Source organism: Mesorhizobium montanum (assembly GCF_033977145.1).
GTDB lineage: Bacteria > Pseudomonadota > Alphaproteobacteria > Rhizobiales > Rhizobiaceae > Mesorhizobium > Mesorhizobium montanum.
The window spans coordinates 1-19611 of record NZ_JAVIJF010000035.1 but is presented as its reverse complement, the minus strand read 5'-3'; the positions used below and the strand labels follow the sequence as shown (position 1 = coordinate 19611).

General features: G+C 58.7%; 9 protein-coding genes and 8 pseudogenes. 8 read left to right on the top strand and 9 right to left on the bottom strand.

Features of this window, described 5'->3' with window-relative positions:
- From RFM68_RS31815 to RFM68_RS31805, 3 genes are all read right to left on the bottom strand, one after another.
- The gene (locus tag RFM68_RS31815; RefSeq protein ID WP_320236917.1) at positions 1-942 is read right to left on the bottom strand and encodes an ABC transporter permease; all 942 of its coding nucleotides are present in this window, start codon (positions 940-942) and stop codon (positions 1-3) included.
- Positions 943-2547 carry an ABC transporter substrate-binding protein gene (locus tag RFM68_RS31810; protein ID WP_320236916.1) on the bottom strand — a complete coding sequence of 535 codons (1605 nt, stop codon included), beginning with the start codon at positions 2545-2547 and terminating at the stop codon, positions 943-945.
- 329 nt (positions 2548-2876) lie between these two features.
- Positions 2877-3305, bottom strand: a complete 429-nt coding sequence (locus RFM68_RS31805; RefSeq protein WP_320236915.1) for a hypothetical protein — start codon at positions 3303-3305, stop codon at positions 2877-2879.
- A 444-nt stretch (positions 3306-3749) separates the two neighbouring features.
- On the opposite strand from RFM68_RS31805, the gene RFM68_RS31800 reads away from it, so the two are divergent.
- Together RFM68_RS31800 and RFM68_RS31795 are read left to right on the top strand one after the other, a co-directional pair.
- Positions 3750-4934, top strand: a complete 1185-nt coding sequence (locus RFM68_RS31800) for a M20 aminoacylase family protein (RefSeq protein ID WP_320236914.1) — start codon at positions 3750-3752, stop codon at positions 4932-4934.
- A 2-nt stretch (positions 4935-4936) separates the two neighbouring features.
- Positions 4937-6187, top strand: a complete 1251-nt coding sequence (locus tag RFM68_RS31795) for a M24 family metallopeptidase (RefSeq protein ID WP_320236913.1) — start codon at positions 4937-4939, stop codon at positions 6185-6187.
- A gap of 1224 nt (positions 6188-7411) precedes the next feature.
- Here the strand turns inward: RFM68_RS31795 and RFM68_RS31790 are convergent.
- A pseudogene (locus RFM68_RS31790) lies at positions 7412-7823 on the bottom strand (transposase); the annotation flags it as partial.
- Positions 7819-8073 (bottom strand): annotated as a pseudogene (locus RFM68_RS31785) (IS3 family transposase); the annotation flags it as partial. The pseudogenes RFM68_RS31785 and RFM68_RS31790, both read right to left, overlap by 5 nt.
- Before the next feature lie 363 nt (positions 8074-8436).
- Here RFM68_RS31785 and RFM68_RS31780 point away from each other — a divergent pair.
- From RFM68_RS31780 to RFM68_RS31765, 4 pseudogenes are all read left to right on the top strand, one after another.
- Positions 8437-9690, top strand: a pseudogene (locus RFM68_RS31780) (IS110 family RNA-guided transposase).
- A 381-nt stretch (positions 9691-10071) separates the two neighbouring features.
- Positions 10072-10419, top strand: a pseudogene (locus RFM68_RS31775) (transposase); the annotation flags it as partial.
- Positions 10416-12396: pseudogene (gene metE / locus RFM68_RS31770) on the top strand (5-methyltetrahydropteroyltriglutamate--homocysteine S-methyltransferase); the annotation flags it as partial. The pseudogenes RFM68_RS31775 and metE, both read left to right, overlap by 4 nt.
- Positions 12397-12498: 102 nt before the next feature.
- Positions 12499-12858 (top strand): annotated as a pseudogene (locus tag RFM68_RS31765) (5-methyltetrahydropteroyltriglutamate--homocysteine S-methyltransferase); the annotation flags it as partial.
- Between the two features lie 293 nt (positions 12859-13151).
- On the opposite strand, the pseudogene RFM68_RS31760 reads toward RFM68_RS31765, so the two are convergent.
- Positions 13152-14223: pseudogene (locus tag RFM68_RS31760) on the bottom strand (IS110 family RNA-guided transposase); the annotation flags it as partial.
- Positions 14224-14558: 335 nt separating this feature from the next.
- Here RFM68_RS31760 and RFM68_RS31755 point away from each other — a divergent pair.
- Both RFM68_RS31755 and RFM68_RS31750 read left to right on the top strand, forming a co-directional pair.
- Complete coding sequence (locus tag RFM68_RS31755) at positions 14559-15662, top strand: alcohol dehydrogenase family protein (protein WP_320236912.1); 1104 nt, start codon at positions 14559-14561, stop codon at positions 15660-15662.
- A gap of 14 nt (positions 15663-15676) precedes the next feature.
- Positions 15677-16801: a mandelate racemase/muconate lactonizing enzyme family protein gene (locus tag RFM68_RS31750; protein ID WP_320236911.1), complete on the top strand. Its 1125-nt coding sequence runs from the start codon at positions 15677-15679 to the stop codon at positions 16799-16801.
- 779 nt (positions 16802-17580) lie between these two features.
- Here RFM68_RS31750 and RFM68_RS31745 read toward each other — a convergent pair.
- From RFM68_RS31745 to RFM68_RS31735, 3 genes and pseudogenes are all read right to left on the bottom strand, one after another.
- Complete coding sequence (locus RFM68_RS31745; RefSeq protein ID WP_320236936.1) at positions 17581-18321, bottom strand: IS630 family transposase; 741 nt, start codon at positions 18319-18321, stop codon at positions 17581-17583.
- Positions 18216-18527: pseudogene (locus tag RFM68_RS31740) on the bottom strand (helix-turn-helix domain-containing protein); the annotation flags it as partial. The gene RFM68_RS31745 and the pseudogene RFM68_RS31740, both read right to left, overlap by 106 nt.
- Positions 18528-18734: 207 nt before the next feature.
- A partial coding sequence (locus RFM68_RS31735) for a 2-oxoglutarate and iron-dependent oxygenase domain-containing protein (protein WP_320236910.1) occupies positions 18735-19611 on the bottom strand: 877 nt, incomplete at its 5' end.

Sequence of the window (19611 nt, the reverse complement as noted above, 5' to 3'; positions counted from 1 at the left end):
TCAGTACCGAATGCGAGGATCGACGAGGGTGTACGAAAGATCGATTGCCAAATTGATTAGGACGTACATGCCCGAAACAAGGACAAGAACGCCTTGAATCACAGGGTAATCGCGGCTGTTAATCGCATCGACCACCAAACGTCCGGCACCAGGTATGTTGAAGACCGTTTCCGTGATCACAACGCCGCCAATAAGGCCGGCGAAACTTAAACCAATCACGGTAAGAATAGGGGCACCGGCATTCTTCAGAGCATGATGGAACAGCATGGAGTAAGACGACGCGCCCTTGGCAGCGGCCGTTCGCATATAATCTTCCGACAAGACCTCCAGCATGCTTGCCCGCGTGATACGAGCAATGAAAGCTACGTAGGGAATACTCAACGTTACGCTTGGCAGAATCAGGTGCATGAGCCATGGCCAGAGGCCACTTCCGATAGGCAGATATCCTTGTACCGGCAGCCAACGAGCCTTGATCGCGAAAAAATATATGAGAAAAAAACCCACAACAAACACTGGAACCGAGAAACCTAGTGTCGCGAATCCTGTCAGGATGCGATCCTCAAGGCCACCCGCGCGCCACGCCGCAATAATGCCGAAGCAAATCCCAACCGTCGCCGAAAGGATCATCGTCAGGATCGACAGGGAAAGGGTCGGCTCAAGCCGCTGCGAGATGAGCTCGAGAACCGGTCGCCCCGCGAAAATTGAAGTCCCCAAATCCCCCCGAAGTATGTCGTGCACCCAACGCATGAACTGAACAGGCAGCGAGTCGTTCAGCCCCATCTGTTGGCGGATCCGAGCGATCACCTCGGCGCTTGCCGACTTTCCGGCGATCATCGCTGCCGGGTCCCCAGGCGCCAGCCTGAGAAGCAGGAAAACGAAAATTCCGACCATAGCCATCACGGCGACGGTCGAGCAGACGCGGCGAAGGATGTAACTGCCCATTCAGGCCGAACCCTTTTGCATGTTCCACATCGGAAGATACGCCGGCATGCCGATAAGCCGTGTGAGAGCCTTACGGCGAGCGCTTGGTTGGACGTACGCGCCCAAGTAAACCATGCCGACAAAGTCCCAATAGAGTTTTTGCATTTCACGGGCCAACGCCTTGCGTTCTTCCAGCGTTTTAACCTCCACCCACTTGGCTCGCAAAGCCTCGTACTCGTTGCTTGTCGGCCACCCGTACCAACCCTCCTTGCCATTTGCGGTCAGGTCGATATTAGTGTGCGGCTGGGTCGTGCCATAATTGCTGTGATCCGTGATGAAGAGACTCCACCCCCCGTCCTCGACTGGACCCGTCTTGGCCCGGCGCTCGACAATTCCACCCCAGTCGCTCGGAGCAAGTTCGACATTTGCCCCGATTTTGCGCAATTCGGCCGCTAGTAGCTGCGAAGCGTTGCTGGACTCGGTCCAGTCGGTGGGTTGAAGAAGGACAATCTTCTCGCCTGCATACCCAGCTTCCTTCAAAAGTATCTTCGCCGTTTCCGGGTCGCCGCCTTCTTTGAACCATCCCGTATTTTCGTCGTTTGAATAGGGGGTATCGTTTCCGAACAAGGAAGTTACAGTTCTGTAGTATTTTGGATTGCCGAACGCGGCCTGTAAGAACGCCTCCTGATCGACAAGATGAAGCATAGCCTGACGCGCTTTCACATTGTAGAATGGCTTCTGAAGGCAATTCATCCGCAGGAGTAAGATCCGGCCGCCTTTATCCAAAATCTCAAGTTGAAGGTCTGGATTGCTCTCGATGACAGGTATTAGATCTACGGATGGCGACTGAATAAAGTCGATCTCACTGGCCTGCAGCGCCGCGTAAGCAGTCTGCTGATCGGCGATATTCTCCCAGACGACCCGATCGACATTCACGACCTTCCCGCCGGCGAAACCGTCGGCGGATTCCCTACGGGCCACGTATTTTTCATTGCGATCATACGTGATTCTAGCGCCAGGCTTGGAGAGCGCTTCGTTAAACTTAAAGGGACCCGATCCGACGTTCGTGGTTACCTGCTCCGTTGCGGGGCGGTTTGCGTCCTTTTCGCGCATCATGAAGAGAGGTGGTGCAGAAGCTAATATTTCGGGTAGTAGACCTAATGGCTCTTTTAGAGCAATGATAAAAGTTCTGTCATCCTTCTTTGAAATATCTTTCACTCGTTTCATCATGAGTTGCCCGCCGGACTGCACTCCAGCCCAGCGGCGGATCGACGCTACACAATCCGCAGCGGTGACGGCGGTGCCATCGTGCCAGCCCAGGCCGTCTCGAAGCTCAAACGTATAGGTCTTCTGGTCGTCGGAAATGCCCCACTTGTGAACCATTTGTGGCTGCACCATGAACTTGGAATCGAGCGCAAATAGCGTGTCGAAAATGGCTAGGCCATGGGATTGGGAGGTGTCGTCGGTCGTTGAGATCGGATCGAAGGCTCGCAGGAAAGAACCCATCACCATGCGTACCGTCCGTTCAGCAGATGCCTCTGTCTGCGCCCGCAACACCGACGGGATAGATAAAGCCGTTCCTGCGGCCACGCCTGCCTTAATAAGGTCGCGTCGAGAGATTGTCATGGTTCAGTTCCCCTGTTTGAGCTGGGCGCGTGGATCAATCCGCGCCATTTGTCGACCGAGAGTGCTGGCGATAGTGGGTATCTCATCCCCATCCAGGCTTTTGCGTAGGCGCCACCCTTTTACCTCCTACCCGTAAGTGGCCCGAGGATTGCGTGGCCCCTCGGAAAAACACTACACTTACCGCGATATAGGATGCCCCAGATGAAACGCCTGCAGCTTAGGAAATGCCCATATTTGCTCCTCCCAAAAGCTGAGGCTATCGTCGACCTTTTTGACGGCCATGACCCTTTTATTGCAGAAATATGACATCGAATGGCCAGAGTTTCTCGTCATAGCGACCCTGCCCGTGAAATGATTATGTCGCCAAGCGATGCCATTTGAAACGCTGTTCCGCATTTCGAAAGAAAGGCGTGCCACGGTGGCAGCTCGTTTTGTTTGCGACAGAAGTCGCAGTTGCGTTTCACAAGCCTGACGTGACGGGTCGGGGCGACAACGTGGCGGTTTTGCCATGTCGCGTACAGCCCCTTGGTGACGGCCGCCTTCAGGCTTCGTACGCGTCGGACCCGACGAACTTGAAGCTGCCTGGGCCGCAGCGTATCAGCTTGGCAGAACTCCGTCGTGAGGATAGAGACCGCCGTCTCCGCCATCGACACCTCGGCGGAGCCAAGCCCTTCGGGCGCGATGAGGTGATCAGGGGTGTCATCCGCGGAGTTCAGCAGGACCAGCAGCCGACGGTGCTGCGTGAACAGGCCGAACACATCGATGCTCCCGACCGGTGCTCATCCAGCCGTAGAAACTGCTTGCATCGCAGAGGCCGTCCACACATATACACTCTATTCTGCCAGAATGTTTCCATTCTCACGGATGACACCAGATATGATTCTGTCTCCAGTTATACGGGCCGCGCCAATAGCCGAAAGGTCTCTGCCCGTCGCGTCAGTCACAGGCAGCTTACCTGACGCGCGCTCCAGGCCTCCCCTTGACACTGATCATATCGCAAAAACCTCTTAGATCTGTAGCTCATATTTCAACAGGAGGCGCAGTTTGATAGCAAACCATTGTCTTAACGCCGCATGGTTAGGTCTAGGCGAGGTTGAGTCTCGCCATCGCAGACATCACTCGGACTAGGCTTCCGTTGACCCTTTTGCTCTTGCCCCAGGTGAACGAATGGCGCAAAGAGCCTAAACATGGGCAAATAGAGAATGATTGGCTTTGAGATTTTCCGGGACCTACAGCGCGAAGCAACCGAATGGCGCCGCCACCTTCATCAAAATCCAGAACTCGACTACCGGCTACCTGACACAGCACAATTCGTTGCGGAGAAATTGGCCTCGTTTGGGGTCGATCACATCGAAACAGGGATTGCTGAAACGGGCATAGTCGCGATCGTCCAGGGTAAAGGCGGCGACGGGCCAACTGTGGCCTTGAGGGCTGACATGGACGCGTTACCAATTGTTGAAGCTTCGGGAAAGCCCTGGGCATCGAAGAAGCCGGGCAGAATGCATGCATGCGGCCATGATGGGCACACGGCTATGTTGCTGGGTGCCGCAAAACATTTGGCAAGAACGCGCAACTTCAAGGGCTCTGTCGCTTTGATTTTCCAGCCCGCAGAAGAGATTGAACTGCCATCGGGCGGTCTAAAAATGGTCCAAGGCGGAATCATGGATCGTTTTTGCATCTCTCAGGTGTTTGGCATGCACAACAGACCAGGAATGGAGATCGGCACATTCGCAATTTGCCACGGTTCGATCATGGCGTCGCAAGATGACTTCGACATTATCGTAAAGGGCAAGGGTGGCCATGCAGCTTCGCCGAGTGGAACTATAGATCCTGTGGTCATTGCAGCGCAGATCATTCTGGGTTTGCAGACACTAATCTCGCGCAAGACTGACCCTAGGGACTCCCTCGTGATCTCAGTGACAAAGCTGAAAGCGGCAGATGCCTACAATGTCATTCCAGATAACGTTGAAATCGCTGGAACCGTCAGGGCCCTTTCGTCCGAGCTCAGAGATTTTGCCGAGCGAGAGGTGTTTGCCTCCGCTCAGGGCATCGCCCGTGGATTTGGCGCCGATATTGAGTTCATCTACCGCCGATCTGTTCCAGCCACTTTTAATCACGCTAAAGAGACGAACTTTGCGATCACGGCAGCGCGTAACCTGGTGGGGGCCGCTTCCGTGGACGATAAGGTTAGGATGAGTATGGGCGCAGAGGATTTCGCCTATATGCTTGAGGCACGCCCGGGCGCCATGATTTTGCTAGGAAATGGACCATCACCTTCTCTGCATAATCCGGCTTATGATTTTGACGATGAGGCTCTTGCCTATGGCATTGGGTTCTGGATCAGCTTAGTAGAAACAGTTTTGGGGAGCGAGAGAATTAGAACCTAAGCATGATTGAAAAGCAAGTTGCAGGAGAACTCATGCCCAGTACACGCCTTTCCAGCATTACCACTATTCCTCACGTGCCGTTTCCGTTTATCGAGTGTCAAAACCGTATTCTGAAGGCTCGGCAACTTATGAAGAGCAATTCTTTTGACGCGCTTCTTATCACCTCCGAACATAACTTCCGTTATTTTGTCGATGATACGAGCACTACTCCAGTTCAGACTACGAGGCCGCGCTTTCTATTACTCCTAACGTCTGGAGAGGTGATAGCAGTTGTTCCAACTGGTCTAGATGATTTTCTCAGAGAAACCACGTGGATACAAGATTTTCGTACTTGGCCGGGTCCGAATCCCAGAGATGAAGGCGTCTCCGAAGTCACAAGCCTTTTAAATCAGCTGTTGCCGGAAAATGCCCGCATTGGGATCGAGCTTGGCCCAGAAAGCAGGCTTGGAGTGTCTGGAGGAGATTTTTTGCGTATAGCCGAGGCAATAAGGCCCCGGGTATTTGAAGACGCATCAGAACCAATTATGACCCCATTGAGAATGATCAAGTCAGATGGCGAGATTGATCGCATCAGAACTGTATGTGAAACCGTTTCACATGTTTTCGACAATTTGACTCAACAATTGTACTCCGGTATGACAGAGCGAGAGGCTTCTCGTCTTTTCGAGCTCGAATGCTTTAAACGTGGCGTTGACAAAACTACAAAGATCGACGGTGCTTCAGGTCACGGAGGATATTCCCGCTGCTACGGCGAGCCGACTGATAAAGTGATGTCTGGAGGCGATGTACTTTTTATTGATGCTGGTTGCCAGTTTAATTTTTACTGGTGTGACTTCAACCGGAACTTTTCTTTCGGAGAAGCTGATCCGCATACACAGGACGCCTACCGGGCGGTATGGGAAGCAACAGAAGTCGGAATTAGTGCTGCGCAACCCGGCATTCCAATCTGTAACGTTTGGACTGCAATGTCAGATTCGCTGTCTCAACTGAGGCATCGGGGGAAAAGCTCTAACATCGGCCGCATGGGTCACTCCATGGGTTTATGGATGCCCGAGTTGCCCTCCGTTCAGCAGAATGACAACACGGTACTTGAGGCGGGTATGATCGTCAATATTGAGCCAAGTATGACCTACCCCTCCTATTTCGATGGCTCTTCAAAACTAATGCTCCATGAAGAGGTTGTTGTAATTACCGAAAGCGGGGCCAAACTGCTTACCTCGCGTGCTCCGCGACAAATCCCCGTCGTTAAGTAGCCAATTGACGGCGCCACGGCTGTTATCCCTGGATAACAGTGAGTCCAAGCTGTTGGCAGTATAGATGCGTCATTATGCTGCCTCTTATAAATGTTAAATTAGCCGGAACTTGGTAACCTATTTCACGATGCGGCATCCACAATGGAAGTTAGATGGTAAGCGGGAAGGAGAACCCCATCTGGCGCGGCCTGAGGTGATGGGTGAGAGATTATGACACTTGGGGGGCGGGAGCTTACGGTGTTAATTTCTAGGACTGCAAATAGAAGTTTCGATGGCCTTGAGGTCGACCGAACCGCCTGGAGGCGAGTCTAGAGCGACCACGTCGTCGATGGTTGGCGCAGGCGAAGGCGCGGCTGATCCAGGCGTCGCTGGAGCCGAGGCAAATGTGTCGGCATTGCTCGCGAGGCGGGACTGTCACCCTCGCCGCTGTTCGGCTGGCAGTGCAAAGGGCTGAAGCGCCGGTGCGGTGGAGCAGCGCGTGGATGCCGAAGAGCTCGGTTTCGTCTTGGTTACGCCGGCAGGATCGCGATGGTGGAGATCGCTCTGCACGGCGTGGTAATTCGCGTTGGCGCCGACATCGAACAGAACAAGGTGACAAAGATCATCCGGGCGGTGCGGAAGGCATGATCCCAGCCGGCGTGAAGGTATTCGTCGCCAGCCATCCGGTCGATTTGAGGAAAGATCCAGACGGGATGCCGGCTCGGACCCGTTCTTATGTGGCGGAAGTTTCCGGACAGGGCAGGCCCACGCTGGCGCCGCCACATAATCTCGCCCGTCAAATAAAAACGGATCAGCGCCCCATCGTCTCGCGCACCAACGCGGCCAGTCCCTCCGCACGCTTGCGGAAGTCCACCGGTTTCGCCGCCACCATGGCCTTGACGGCGCCGGTCGGCCCGATCATGATGTTGCCTTCGGCGCACCGATGACCGCCGCAACCGTCTTGGCGTCTGCGCCGCGGCCAGCCCGCATGGCGATGCCGTCGATCTCAAGCTCGATCACGCCGGCACCGCAGACCGTCTTCCGCTTCCGCAGCTGTGCTGGACGCGTCGGCTCGCGGATTCGGGAGGAGGCGACGATTGTGGCCTAGCCCGCTCATCTCACCGAATCTAGCGCAGGCTCCGTTGTGACGCGGCGCGGGCACTGGCTGTGGAGTTCGAGGACGGGCGCGATCAGCGCCGCGGTATTGCGACAGTCGGGTTCCTCAGCAATGTATCCTCTGTTGTTTGTGTGAGCGCTGGTGCGGTCGCCATAGAGGTCGAGCTGGCATTCCTTGATCCGGTTCTCCATGTCGCCGCGGGCGCAGTAGAGCTCCTCGTAAAGCGTCTGGGCCACCCAGCGCTGCGGCTTGAGTGAGGTCACGACGAAGCGCGGATTGGCGCCCGCCTTGGCCACGACCCGCCTGCGGCGCGACCAGCTGCCTTTTTGTCGACCACATGAAGTCGCGGAAGACGCGCTCGACCTGGCCGCTTGCCCGGCATGCCAGGCAGGCTTCCTCCAAGGCTGGGGCGATCTCCGTTTCCAGCCATTCGTTGCGGGCGAGCCCAAAGACATAGTCGACGCGGTTGATCTCGCACCAGGCCATCAACTCCTCACGGGCAAAGCCGGAATCGGCGCGCAGGATGATGTGGACCCTAGGTGTTTAGTCCCGGCATTTGATGGAGAGGATTGAGCCTGAACCTTTGGGCCTCGATTGTCCATTGTTTGCAGATGAACTCGACGGGCGAGAGGCCTTTGAGGGTCTTGAGGCGGCGGCCGAAGTTGTAGGCTGTGATGAAGTCGTTGAGGTGGCCTCGGAGGTGATCGTGGCTATCGTAGTGGAAGCGTCTGACGGTGGCTTCCTTGATGGGGCGGTTCATCCTTTCGACCTGTCCTTTATCCGGCATGTGATCTGTGGTGCCTGCTGTCCCGCTGTTCTTGTTTTGGAACGGCCTTATGGTGAGCCCGTCCGGGACGTGGGGCACCGGGAGCACGAAGGTGCAGGCACGCCGTCAATAGTTCACCATCGGAGCGGTCCGACCCCGAGGGATGAAGCGACGCTGTCGCAGCGCACAGCCGCGCGGTAAGATTTGCTGCGGCGCTGGGACCGAGGTCGGCATCGTCTTGGTGCTTCGAGCCCGGTCAATAGTTGGACCTGGAACCCTGCGAGCACCCCGAATTGTTGACGACGGGCATCGCTGCCCGTGATCGCGACTAGTAGATTTCGACAACGAGGATTCTTCCCGGCGTCGCACCGCAAAGGAGGAAAAGGCATGGACGTGCTCTATCCGCGCTGCGCAGGGCTGGACGTTCACAAGGACACGGTCGTGGCCTGTGTGCGTTGCGTCTCGTCGCCGCCGCATCGCGAGACCCGCAGTTTTGCCACGACGACGCGAGAGCTGCTCGAATTGTCCGACTGGCTGAGTTCGCACGGCTGCACGCATGTCGCCATGGAGGCGACCGGTATCTAATGGCGGCCGGTCTGGCACATACTCGAAGGCCAGTTCGAGTTGGTGCTGGCCAATGCCCAGCACATCAAGAACGTCCCCGGCCGCAAGACCGACGTCAATGACGCCATGTGGATCGCCGATCTTTTGGCACATGGGCTGATCCGGGCGAGCTTCGTACCGCCCGCCCCGATCCAGGAGCTGCGCGATCTGACCCGCACCCGCAAGCAGCTCGTGCGCGAGATCGCCCAGCACTCGCTGCGCATCCAGAAGGTGCTGGAAGACGCCAACGTCAAACTCGCTAGCGTGCTGTCCGACGTGCTGACCGTCTCCGGCAGAGCGATACTGGGAGCGATCATCGCAGGCGAGAGCGACCCCGCGCGGTTGGCTGATTTGGCGCGAGGAACCGCACGGCACAAACGGCCCGAGCTGATCGAAGCGCTGCGTGGCCGGGTCACCGCGCATCACTGCCTGATGCTCAAGCTGCATCTGGATCTCATCGCCAACCTCGAGCGGGCGCTGGGCGAGGTGGACACCGCTGTGGGAAAATCCTTGGCGCCGATCCGCGAGCATGCCCGCCTGCTGACGACCATGCCGGGCATCAGTGACCTCGTCGCCCAGGTCGTCGTGGCGGAGATCGGCGTCGACATGGCGCGCTTTCCCACCGCCGGCCACCTTATCTCCTGGGCCGGCCTGTGTCCGCGCAATGACGAGAGTGCCGGCAAGCGCCGCTCCACGCGTGTGCGCAAGAGCGGCACTTGGTTGAAGACCACCCTGGTCACCGCCGCATGGGCGGCGGTGCGCGTCAGGGGCAGCTATCTGCAAGCCCAGTTCTTGCGCCTCAAAGCACGCCGTGGGGCAAAAAAGGCGATCTTGGCCGTCGCCGCTTCGATGCTCACCGCCGCCTACTTCATGCTTCGCGACGGCGTGCCTTACCACGACCTCGGCCCGCGCCACTTCGATCAGCGCAGCCGCGACAATACCATTCGACGCCTGATGCGCAGGCTCAGCGAACTCGGATGCGACGTCACTCTCGTGGCTCAACATGCCGTGCAAAAGGAGACCTCCCAAGCTTCCTAGTAGACCGTGGGCTGAGAGCCCGAGCTCGTTACATGGCCGCCCCTCGCGACTTTCCCGGATGCGCTGCGAGCGCGGATCAGTAGATGTCGTGTTGCCCGCCAGCTCCCGTCTTTGATCGAGCCAAGAAGGAGGAACGGGCATGCGCATCATCGGACTGGATATCCACTGCGCCTTCGCCGAGGGGTAGCTTGGGAGGACGGCAGGCTCAGGCGGCTGGGTCGTGTCGACATGCGGCGCGATCTGCTGGATACCTTCGCAAGAAAGCTGTCGTTGGACGATGTCGTGGTGATCGAGGCGACGGGTAACGCATCCTCGGCCGCCGCGGTTGTCGCGCCGCATGTGAAGAAAGTGGTGATCGCAAACCCCAAGCAGGTGCGCATCATCGCCTATACTGCGACGATCGACATTCCACAACGGTTCAGAAACTCCAAGGCCGTGGGGCCGATCCTAGGGCTGACGCCGAAGCTCGACGAGTCCGGAGAAAGCAAGCGCGTCGGGTGCATATCCCTGGGCGGCGACGCCATGATGCGGACGTTGCTCTACGAGGCCGCGCAATGCCTTTTGAGGCGCGTGGCGAAATGGTCGTGGCTGAAGGCCTGGGCGATGAACGTCGCCAAGCGGCGTGGCCTGCGCAAGGCGGTCATTGCGCTCGCACGTCGCCTGGCGTTCGTACCGGCCTACTGGCGCCTTCGTTGTCCCCCACGCCCCAACCATCGGGGTATCACATGACTCTGTCTCAGCAAATTCCTGTAGCAACGCTTGGTGTGCCGCGTATCGGTCGCAGGCGGGAATTGAAATTCGCGCTTGAAAGCTATTGGTCCGGAAAATCTTGCGCCGCCGAGCTTCTCGCGACGGCAAAGGCGGTCCGTTCCGCGAGCTGGGAGGAGCAGCGCGATCGCGGTGTGTCGAAAATCCCGTCGAACGACTTTTCGCTCTACGACCATGTACTCGACACCGCCGCCATGGTCGGCGCCGTGCCGTCCCGCTACGCATGGAATGGCGGCGAGGTCTCACTCGACATCTATTTCGCCATGGCCCGCGGCAACCAAGGTCAGACGGGGAGCGACTCTGGTCGGCAGCATGCGGCTTGCCCTGCCCTAACCGCGATGAAAATGACCAAATGGTTCGACACCAACTATCATTACATTGTGCCGGAACTTGACGACGATCAGGCGTTCACACTCTTGTCGACCAAAGCGGTTGATTACTTCCTCGAGGCTAAAGCCCTGGGCATTCATACACGCCCGGTCATCCTTGGACCGGTCACTTTTCTCAAGCTGGCAAAGTCACCTGCCGAAGGTTTCAATCCTCTCGCGCTCCTGCCGCGGCTTCTGCCCGTCTACGAGCAACTCCTGCGGAGGTTGAAATTCTCGGGAGCCGATTGGGTGCAGATCGATGAGCCAGCGCTTGTGCTCGATCTGAACCCGAACGAACGAGCCGCCTTTGAATTTGCCTATGGGCAGCTGTCGAAGGCCGCGCCCGAGCTGAAGATCATGCTGGCTACCTATTTCGGGCCGCTGGGGGACAATGTCGAGACGGCGATATCGCTGCCTGTGGCGGGCCTGCATCTTGATCTCTCGCGTGCTCCCGAACAGTTGGAGACGGCTGGTCGGCTCGCGCCTAAGGATCTGGTGTTATCGCTCGGCTTGATCAATGGCCGCAACGTCTGGCGCGCGAACCTCACTAGCATTCTCGACCGCATCAAGCCGATCGTCGCGGGCTGGCCCTTGGACCGAGTCGAGATCGCGCCTTCATGCTCGATGCTGCATGTGCCGATCGACTTGCGTATGGAGACGGCACTGGATGCAAACATCAGGTCCTGGCTCGCCTTCGCGGCCCAGAAGACCGACGAGCTGGTCATCCTGGCTCGGGCCTTGTCCCAAGGTAGAGATGCCGTGGCTGGCGAGTTGAAACCTTCTGACGAGGCTGCCTCGACTCGCGCAACATCCACGAAGGTCCATGACCCGCTCGTTGAAGGGCGGATCGCTGACATCGGCGGCGCTATGAAGCAACGAAAGAGCGCATTTGCCGAGCGTTCCAGGGTCCAAAACCGCACGCTCGGCCTGCCGCCGTTCCCGACGACGACCATTGGGTCCTTTCCGCAGACACTTCAGGTGCGCAAGGCGCGTTCCGCTCACGCGAAGGGCCAGCTCAGCTATGTCGACTACGAAACCTTTCTGAAGAAGGAGATCGAGGCTGCTATTCGCTGGCAGGAGGAGATCGGGCTGGACGTGCTGGTGCATGGCGAGTTCGAACGAAACGACATGGTACAGCATTTCGGCGAGCAACTTTCCGGCTTCGCCTTCACCGAGCATGCGTGGGTGCAGAGCTATGGGTCGCGCTATGTGCGTCCCCCCATCATCTTCGGTGACGTATCGCGCCCCAATCCGATGACGGTGCGCTGGTGGCAATTCGCCCAATCACTTACGCAAAAGCCTGTGAAGGGCATGCTTACAGGCCCAGTGACCATTCTCAATTGGTCTTTTGTTCGCGACGACGTACCCCGCTCCGAGGTGTGCCGCCAGATCGCGCTCGCCATTCGCGATGAAGTGACGGACCTCGAAAGATCCGGCGCAAGGATGATCCAGATCGACGAGGCTGCGTTTCGGGAAGCCTTGCCGCTGCGCAAGTGCGACTGGAAGGTCTATCTCGACTGGTCGGTCGAATGCTTCCGGATCGCTTCAACAGGTGTAAAAGACCACGTCCGGCACCCACACCCCGATCAGTTCGCCCGCCCGGCGCAGGTCATCGGCTGCGGCTTCGCGGGCTCGCACCAGATCGCGGACAGCCTCGTGGACCACGTCCGGCACCCACACCCACATGTGCTATTCGGAGTTCAACGAGATCATCGACGCGATCGCTGAGCTTGACGCGGATGTAATTTCGATTGAGACATCTCGCTCGGCAATGGAACTGCTGGATGCCTTTACGAGCTCTAAATATCCGAACGAAATCGGTCCCGGCGTCTATGACATCCACTCACCGCGTGTTCCGGAGGTCGCCGAGATTTCGGCCCTCCTCATGCTTGCCCGCGAGCGCTTGTCTGATGGTCAACTTTGGGTAAACCCGGACTGTGGCCTCAAAACACGCAATTGGGAGGAGGTCCGCCCTGCCCTCGTGAACATGGTCGCTGCAGCGCGCGCGCTCCGGGAGAGAGTGCAGGCCTGAGGCTTTGCCGAATTCTCGTAATGTGACGAGTCAACGGCTGCTGCTGCCGCGAATTCCGCGAAAACGCCTCGGTTCGCACAATGTCCTAGCAACCCAACATGATGCCAACGCGACGAGCAGGCGACGGAAGCGTCGTCTGCGCCTTTAGATTAGATCAGGGACCTAGTACCTCTGCACAGAGGATTTGACGGTTTCGATTGGCTGTAGCCCGAGTAGGGTGTGGGGTTCGACGAGCAGTTCGATGCTGCGCGCGGGGCCCGGTTGTTGCGGATCAAGCCAGCGCGCTCGAGGGTGGCCCACAAGAAGGCGGCCATCTCGCATGCGATCGCAGCCACGACCACCGGCGGCTTCTTGCCGGTGGTCGTGGAGGCGACGATAGCGGGCGCAGAGCCGAACCTGCCCCTTCCAGCCAATATCGCGGACAGCCTTGGGCAACCCCTCGAGCCGCACCCTCAGGGCCTCGCTGACCCTGGCGGGGTAGCGGTAAGTCCATGCCGCTTCGACCAAAGCGCGACGGGCGCGTCGATTGCCGGCGAGCGTAAGGCTCGGCCCGCGAACCGTGTCACCGGTCGAGCGCTCCCCCGGGACGAGGCCGAGAAGGCCATCAACTGCGGCGGCGCCTCGAAACGACGCACATCCCCATCTCGGCCGCGAAGATCACGGCGACGAGGAACGAGGCGCCGCGCATGGCCTGATAGGCCTCGACGACCCGCGCCATGGACCGGGTTGGCACGACGGCGCGCAACTGCTCGTCCAGGCGGCGTAGCCGCTGAGCCGCGTCCTCGATCGCGTCGATCTTCTCCTGGAACACGATCTGCTGCGCAGTATGCTCGAAGCTCTGGCGGGCAAGCCAGCGCCGGTGCGCCAACGTCCAATGACCGCCATTCTCGTAGATCCGCCCAGTGGCGCAGGAGGAAGGAAAGTAGCTGCTGGCGTTTGCGGCGCAGGTCATCGGCTGCGGCTTCGCGGGCTCGCACCAGATCGCGGACAGCCTCGTGGACCACGTCCGGCACCCACACCCCGATCAGTTCGCCCGCCCGATGCAGTCGCGCCAGCGTGACGGCATCCCGCCGGTTGGTCTTGACGCGCTCGCCCGGTCGCTTCGGGATCAGGGCCGGCGCAACCACCATGCAGTCGTGACCAAGATCGCGGACCTGCCGGCACAGCCCATAACCCGTCGGCCCAGCCTCGAAGCAGACCTGCAGTCTTTCCCAGCTTCTTGATCGTCCGCTCTGTCGCCGCCGGACTATTCTCGACCTCGCCGACGAACCGTACCTCGCCAGTGCGGCCGCCCTCCGCGATCGCCACCGCGTGCTTCTTCTTGGCTACATCAAACGCAACAAATGCTTCGCTATACTCTCCCATGGCTCGCCCTCCGTGCGTGAGGATCGGCTCGGCCCATCCGAGCAACCCTCGTCTTTTAATCGCACGAAAGGGCGGGCCACCGATCTCCGCCTCGGAACATGACGTCTAGCTTTCGATGAAACACAGCGGCCAAACTTTTGAGCCTTGCCGCCGAACCTCGGCTTGGATTGGAGGCACGGCATTCTCCTAGCGGGGGCGTCTCCTGTCGCGAAAAAGTCACCGGCCCGGTGAATTTATTTCGTTCTCGCCGAGGGACTTGGTTCACATATAGTCTGACCTATCGCAACGTGTCCTTCGCAACCGAGAACGAGTGAACTTCGATGGTTCCGAGCAAGATGACTGCAGCCATCCTGACAGGTCATGGCGGTTTTGAAAAACTTGTAGTTCGAAACGACGTCCCTGTGCCGCAACCGAAAGTTGGTGAATTACTCATTGAGGTCGGCGCTGCCAGCGTTAACAACACTGACATTAACACGCGCATTGGGTGGTATTCGAAGAAGGTTGAAGCCGAGACAAGCAATGGAGCAGCGGGAGGAATTGCATCAATCGACGACGACGATGCAAGCTGGTCCGGTACATCGCTCAAGTTTCCCCTCATACAAGGCGGGGATGTGTGTGGCCGTGTGGTCGCAGTTGGAGCCGGGGTGTCCAGCGACAGGATCGGCGAGCGTGTTATCGTACGCACCATATTGCGCAGCTATGCGGACTATCGCCCCTTCGAGAGCTGGGTACTCGGAAGCGAGTGCAATGGTGGATTTGCGCAGTTCGTGGTAGCCCCGGCCCGTGAAACCTATGCCGTCAATTGTGACTGGAGCGATGAGGAACTTGCTGCAGTCCCTTCTGCTTATGGGACGGCAGAAAACATGCTCGACAGAGCGGCCGTGGGGAGGGAACGTGTGCTCGTCACCGGGGCGTCGGGAGGCGTAGGCTTGGCCGCTGTTCAATTGGCCAAGCGCCGGGGTGCGACGGTCATCGGAGTCTGCGCTCCCAATAAGGCGGCTGATGTCAAAGCACAAGGCGCTGACCAAACGATCGATCGACACGGCGATCTTGTGGCAGCTCTTGGTTCGGAAACCGTGGACGTCGTTATTGATCTGGTTGGGGGCCCGCAGTTTCGACAACTCCTGGAGTTGTTGCGGCGTGGCGGCCGCTGTGCTGTGGCGGGCGCGATCGGTGGACCAATCGTCGAAATTGACATCCGAACTGTATACCTAAAAGATCTGACCCTTTATGGTTGCACCTTCTGGGGAGATCAGGTTTTTGAGAACCTTATCCGCTACGTCGAGAGCGGTCAATTCCGGCCTGTGATCGCCCGCGTATATCCGCTCAGTGATATTGTCCTCGCACAGCAAGACTTCTTGTCGAAGTCTCATGCCGGGAAGCTCGTGCTTGTGCCTCCGCGAAGGCGACAACCCAAACCCACCTTCTTCAATCAGTGACAGGCAGGCCATCCATGAAAATCGCTAGGATTGAGCTCTATAAGGCCGATCTTCCGTACTCCGGCGGCGTGTATCTGCTCTCGGGAGGCCGCCAATACACATCGTTTGACGCCTCAATCGTCCGTATCATTGCGGACGATGGGACGGAAGGATGGGGCGAAAGCACCCCATGGGGAAGCACCTATATTGCGTCTCATGCGCTCGGCACCAGGGCGGGAATCGCTGAAATCGCGCCTGCGTTGCTGGGCCGCGATCCTCGCCAAGTTGACCGCATCAACGACACGATGGATTTCGCGCTAGTCGGCCACAATCACGCCAAATCGGCACTCGACGTCGCGTGCTGGGACATCTTTGGTAAATCAGTCGGTCTACCGGTGGCAGAGCTTCTTGGAGGTGGCTCTGGAAAGCCCCTTCCGATGATTTCGTCGATCTATGCCGGCGATCCCGAAGAGATGCGCCGCCGTACGGCGGACCACCGCGCGAGGGGATATCTGGGACATTCGGTCAAGATCGGGGCATTGGACAGCGAGGGAGGACCGACACTCGATGCCGAACGTATCGCAGCGTGCTTGGCAGACAAGAAACCGGGCGAATTCTTTCTAGTGGATGCTAATTGCGGTATGACAGTGGAGACGGCCCTGAGAATGTTGCGGTTGCTACCGCACGGTCTCGACTTTGTCTTGGAGGCACCTTGCGCAACGTGGCGCGAATGTGTCTCGCTACGTCGAAGGACTGGCGTTCCGATAATCTTCGATGAGCTCGCGACGAACGACGCGTCAGTTGTCCAGACAATCGCCGACGATGTGGCAGACGGTATTGGCCTCAAGATTGCGAAGGCCGGTGGTCTCACGCATAGCCGGCGACATCGCGATATTTGCAGTGCTGCAGGCCTCACTATGAGTGTCCAGGACACCGCGGGCTCTGCCATCGCGTTCGCCTCAATCGTTCATCTCGGCGCGACCGTACCGACGCGTCTACTGCGGTGCGTGGCCAATACTGACGATATGGTTACGTTGAAAACAGCCGCGTTTAATGCGCGATTTGGCGACGGGGGAGTTATTCCGCCGGACCTGCCGGGGCTCGGAATCGAAGTCGACCGCAGCGTTCTCGGCGAACCTCTCACAATTTGGGGCGACTAGCGGGTGAATCAACCTGCAATATCGGCTTTGACTCTGGGTTCTGTAAGGTCGCGCGGCGGTGATGGTCTGGCTTGGCCAGGTTCGCGACCTCATCGAAGCTGGATTGAGGAACCCGCTGACGCGGACTGGTCACAAGTTGAGTTGATCGCCTATGGCGAGAAGAATTCCTTCGACATCGACAAGCAGTCGAGACTTTAAATCGAGGCCCACCGTGCTGCAATACGACGACCGGCTCAAAGAGGCTCGTGATGCAGTGAAGCGATCGTCAACAGCGGGGCCTTACACGCAACGTCCCGCAACCGATGCCCATCCCCCCGACCATGGACGCGACCTTGCCGCAGCAGTGGCGGATCATGGACTGCGAATGGTCGCCTCGGCAAAGGAGGCATTCGGAGCGGCTGCTCGAGCGACACATGCATATATCGCCCAAGCGGGGACCTAAGACAACATCGCGCCCCAAGGCGGTCGCGCCGGTGGCGATAGAAGCTGTGGACCTGCAGCAGGCGCGCTAGCGGCCCGCGACCCCAAAGACCGCCGGCTCGAGAGCTGGGAAGCGACACTTACGGGCGTGGTCAGCTGCGAGCTGGCCTGAGCGAGGTCCAGCGCATGGAACTGGTCGATGCGGTCCGGACTTCACTGGCGTCGCGCAAGATCATGAAGCCGCCTGAACGAGCGTCGACATGCGTTGTCGTTCCCTCCTGATTCTGGACGTCGCTTTGCCCTTAGAATAGCATGTCCCAGTCTCCTTCTCGAGAAAACCGGACGACTTATACCAAGAGTCATGGAGTTTGACCGACGTGCGCCCACTGCCGCATTCCGATTGATGTGATGGTTTCGGGCGCAGCGAGGAGCTTCTGCCAAGCCTCGCAAGCGGCGTCGATGATGGCGTCGTAGTCGTCGAAGACGCGGTTTGAGAGCCAATTCTGCCGCAGATATTGCCAGACGTTTTCGACCGGGTTCAGTTCCGGGGAGCGCGAGGGCAGGAAGATCGCCGTCATGTTTTTCGGCATCCTGAGATTGGCGGTGGTGTGCCATCCGGCACGATCCATGACGAGCACAGCGTGTGCGCCCTTTTCAACATGGCGGCTGATCTCGTCGATATGGCGTTGCATGGCCTCGGTGTCGGCAAAGGGCAGAGCCAGAGCGGCCCCGGCGCCGCGCGCCGGGCAAATCGCGCCAAACAGATACGCACTCTTGTAGCGCTGATCGGCCGGCTGGCGGGGTCGGGTGCCGCGCCTTGCCCATTGCCGCACGATGCCGTTCTTCTGGCCGATGCGGGCTTCATCCTGGAACCAAAGCTCCACCTTCGTACGCGGCGGTAGGTCGCAAAGATGCGCCTTCAGCGTGCGTGGCCAGTTTTTTTGAACTCCTCGACAATATGGGCGTCCTGGCCCGGATGATGTGGGCGCGCGCTGATGTGCGAAAAGCCGAGCTTGTGCAGCAGTTTCCCGACATAGCGCGCGTCGTAGTCCACGCCGAAGCGCTCCTTGATGACGCGCTTCAGGTCGATGCGCCGCCAGCGCACGACGCCGTCAACGGCACGGTCCGGCCCCGTCTCCACCATCGCAGCCAATTCGCTCTGCTGCTCTGGCGACAGCCGCGACAGCGGACCAGGCGACCACTGATCGACAAGACCGTCGGGGCCTGCGGTATTGAACCGGTGCACCCAGTCGCGCAGCGTCTGCCGATCCATCCCGCCGATCCGCGCCGCATCGGTTCGGTTCATCCCGTCCAGAACCGCCGCGATCGATAACAGCCGGCTGCTCTGCCGCACATCCTTCGAAGCCCGCGCAAGGCGCCGAAGTTCGCTCGCCGAATAGTCATCCCGTAATTTCACCGCTGAACCCATCGCCGAATCTCCTTCGGCATCAGGGAATCACGGTCCACCTGCGACACAAAATCACGAAAGAGTCAGCGCCCGAGACCGTTGGTATTACTGCAACTCTCGCGCGCGCCCGGCGCCATTCCCAGTTTCCCAGATTGACTCGAAATTGCGCAACATCACTTCCGCGACGCTGAAGGCCTGCGTCCCTTGCCGCGAAGCCAGGCGAGCGTCAATGTCGGGATAGATAAAGAAGGGAAGGGAAATTCGTTCGGCCGGACCGGTGTGCACGACCTGATGGGGCGTGCTCTTGAATCGGCCATCGCTCAAGGCCTGAAGCATGTCGCCCAGATTGACAACGAGACTATCGGGCAAGCTCGGCGCCGGCACCCAGCGTCCCCCGAACCACACCTGCAATGAGCGAATGGGGAGTTCCTCTTGCAGCAGCAGCGTGAAGAAGCCATTGTCGGTATGCTTTCCGGCCGTGCCGCCAGTAGATGGATATCGGATCACGCGTTGCAGCACCGTCGGTGGGTTGAAATGGAGTCGGAACCAGCCCTCTTCCATATCGAGCAGGTCCGCTAGCGCGGTCCCGAGCTGCGGCACAACCTCGTTGACCACAGTTGCCTGCAAAGCAAGCAAGCTTCGAGCGAAACCAGGAGCCAACGTGTCGTCCGGTAGGCGCGTGCGTCCGGCAAAAGGACGCCGGTCGCCTTCGTTTTCGATTCCGAGATCGAACATTTCCTTTCGATCGGGGCCAGCTTGGGGATGTAGCATCTCGCCGTGCAACGGACTGTATCCACGGGCGGTAGCGGGGTACACGTCTTGGCCTGCGTGACCGTAACGTTCCTTTGTCGACTGTGGCAACGCGAAGAACCGCCGGGAAGCCTGGATGGCCTCTGATATCTGTTCTTTCGGGATCCCGTGTTCGACAAGGTAGAAGAACCCGTACTTCTCGCAGGTCATGCGTAGACGCTCATGCTCTTCG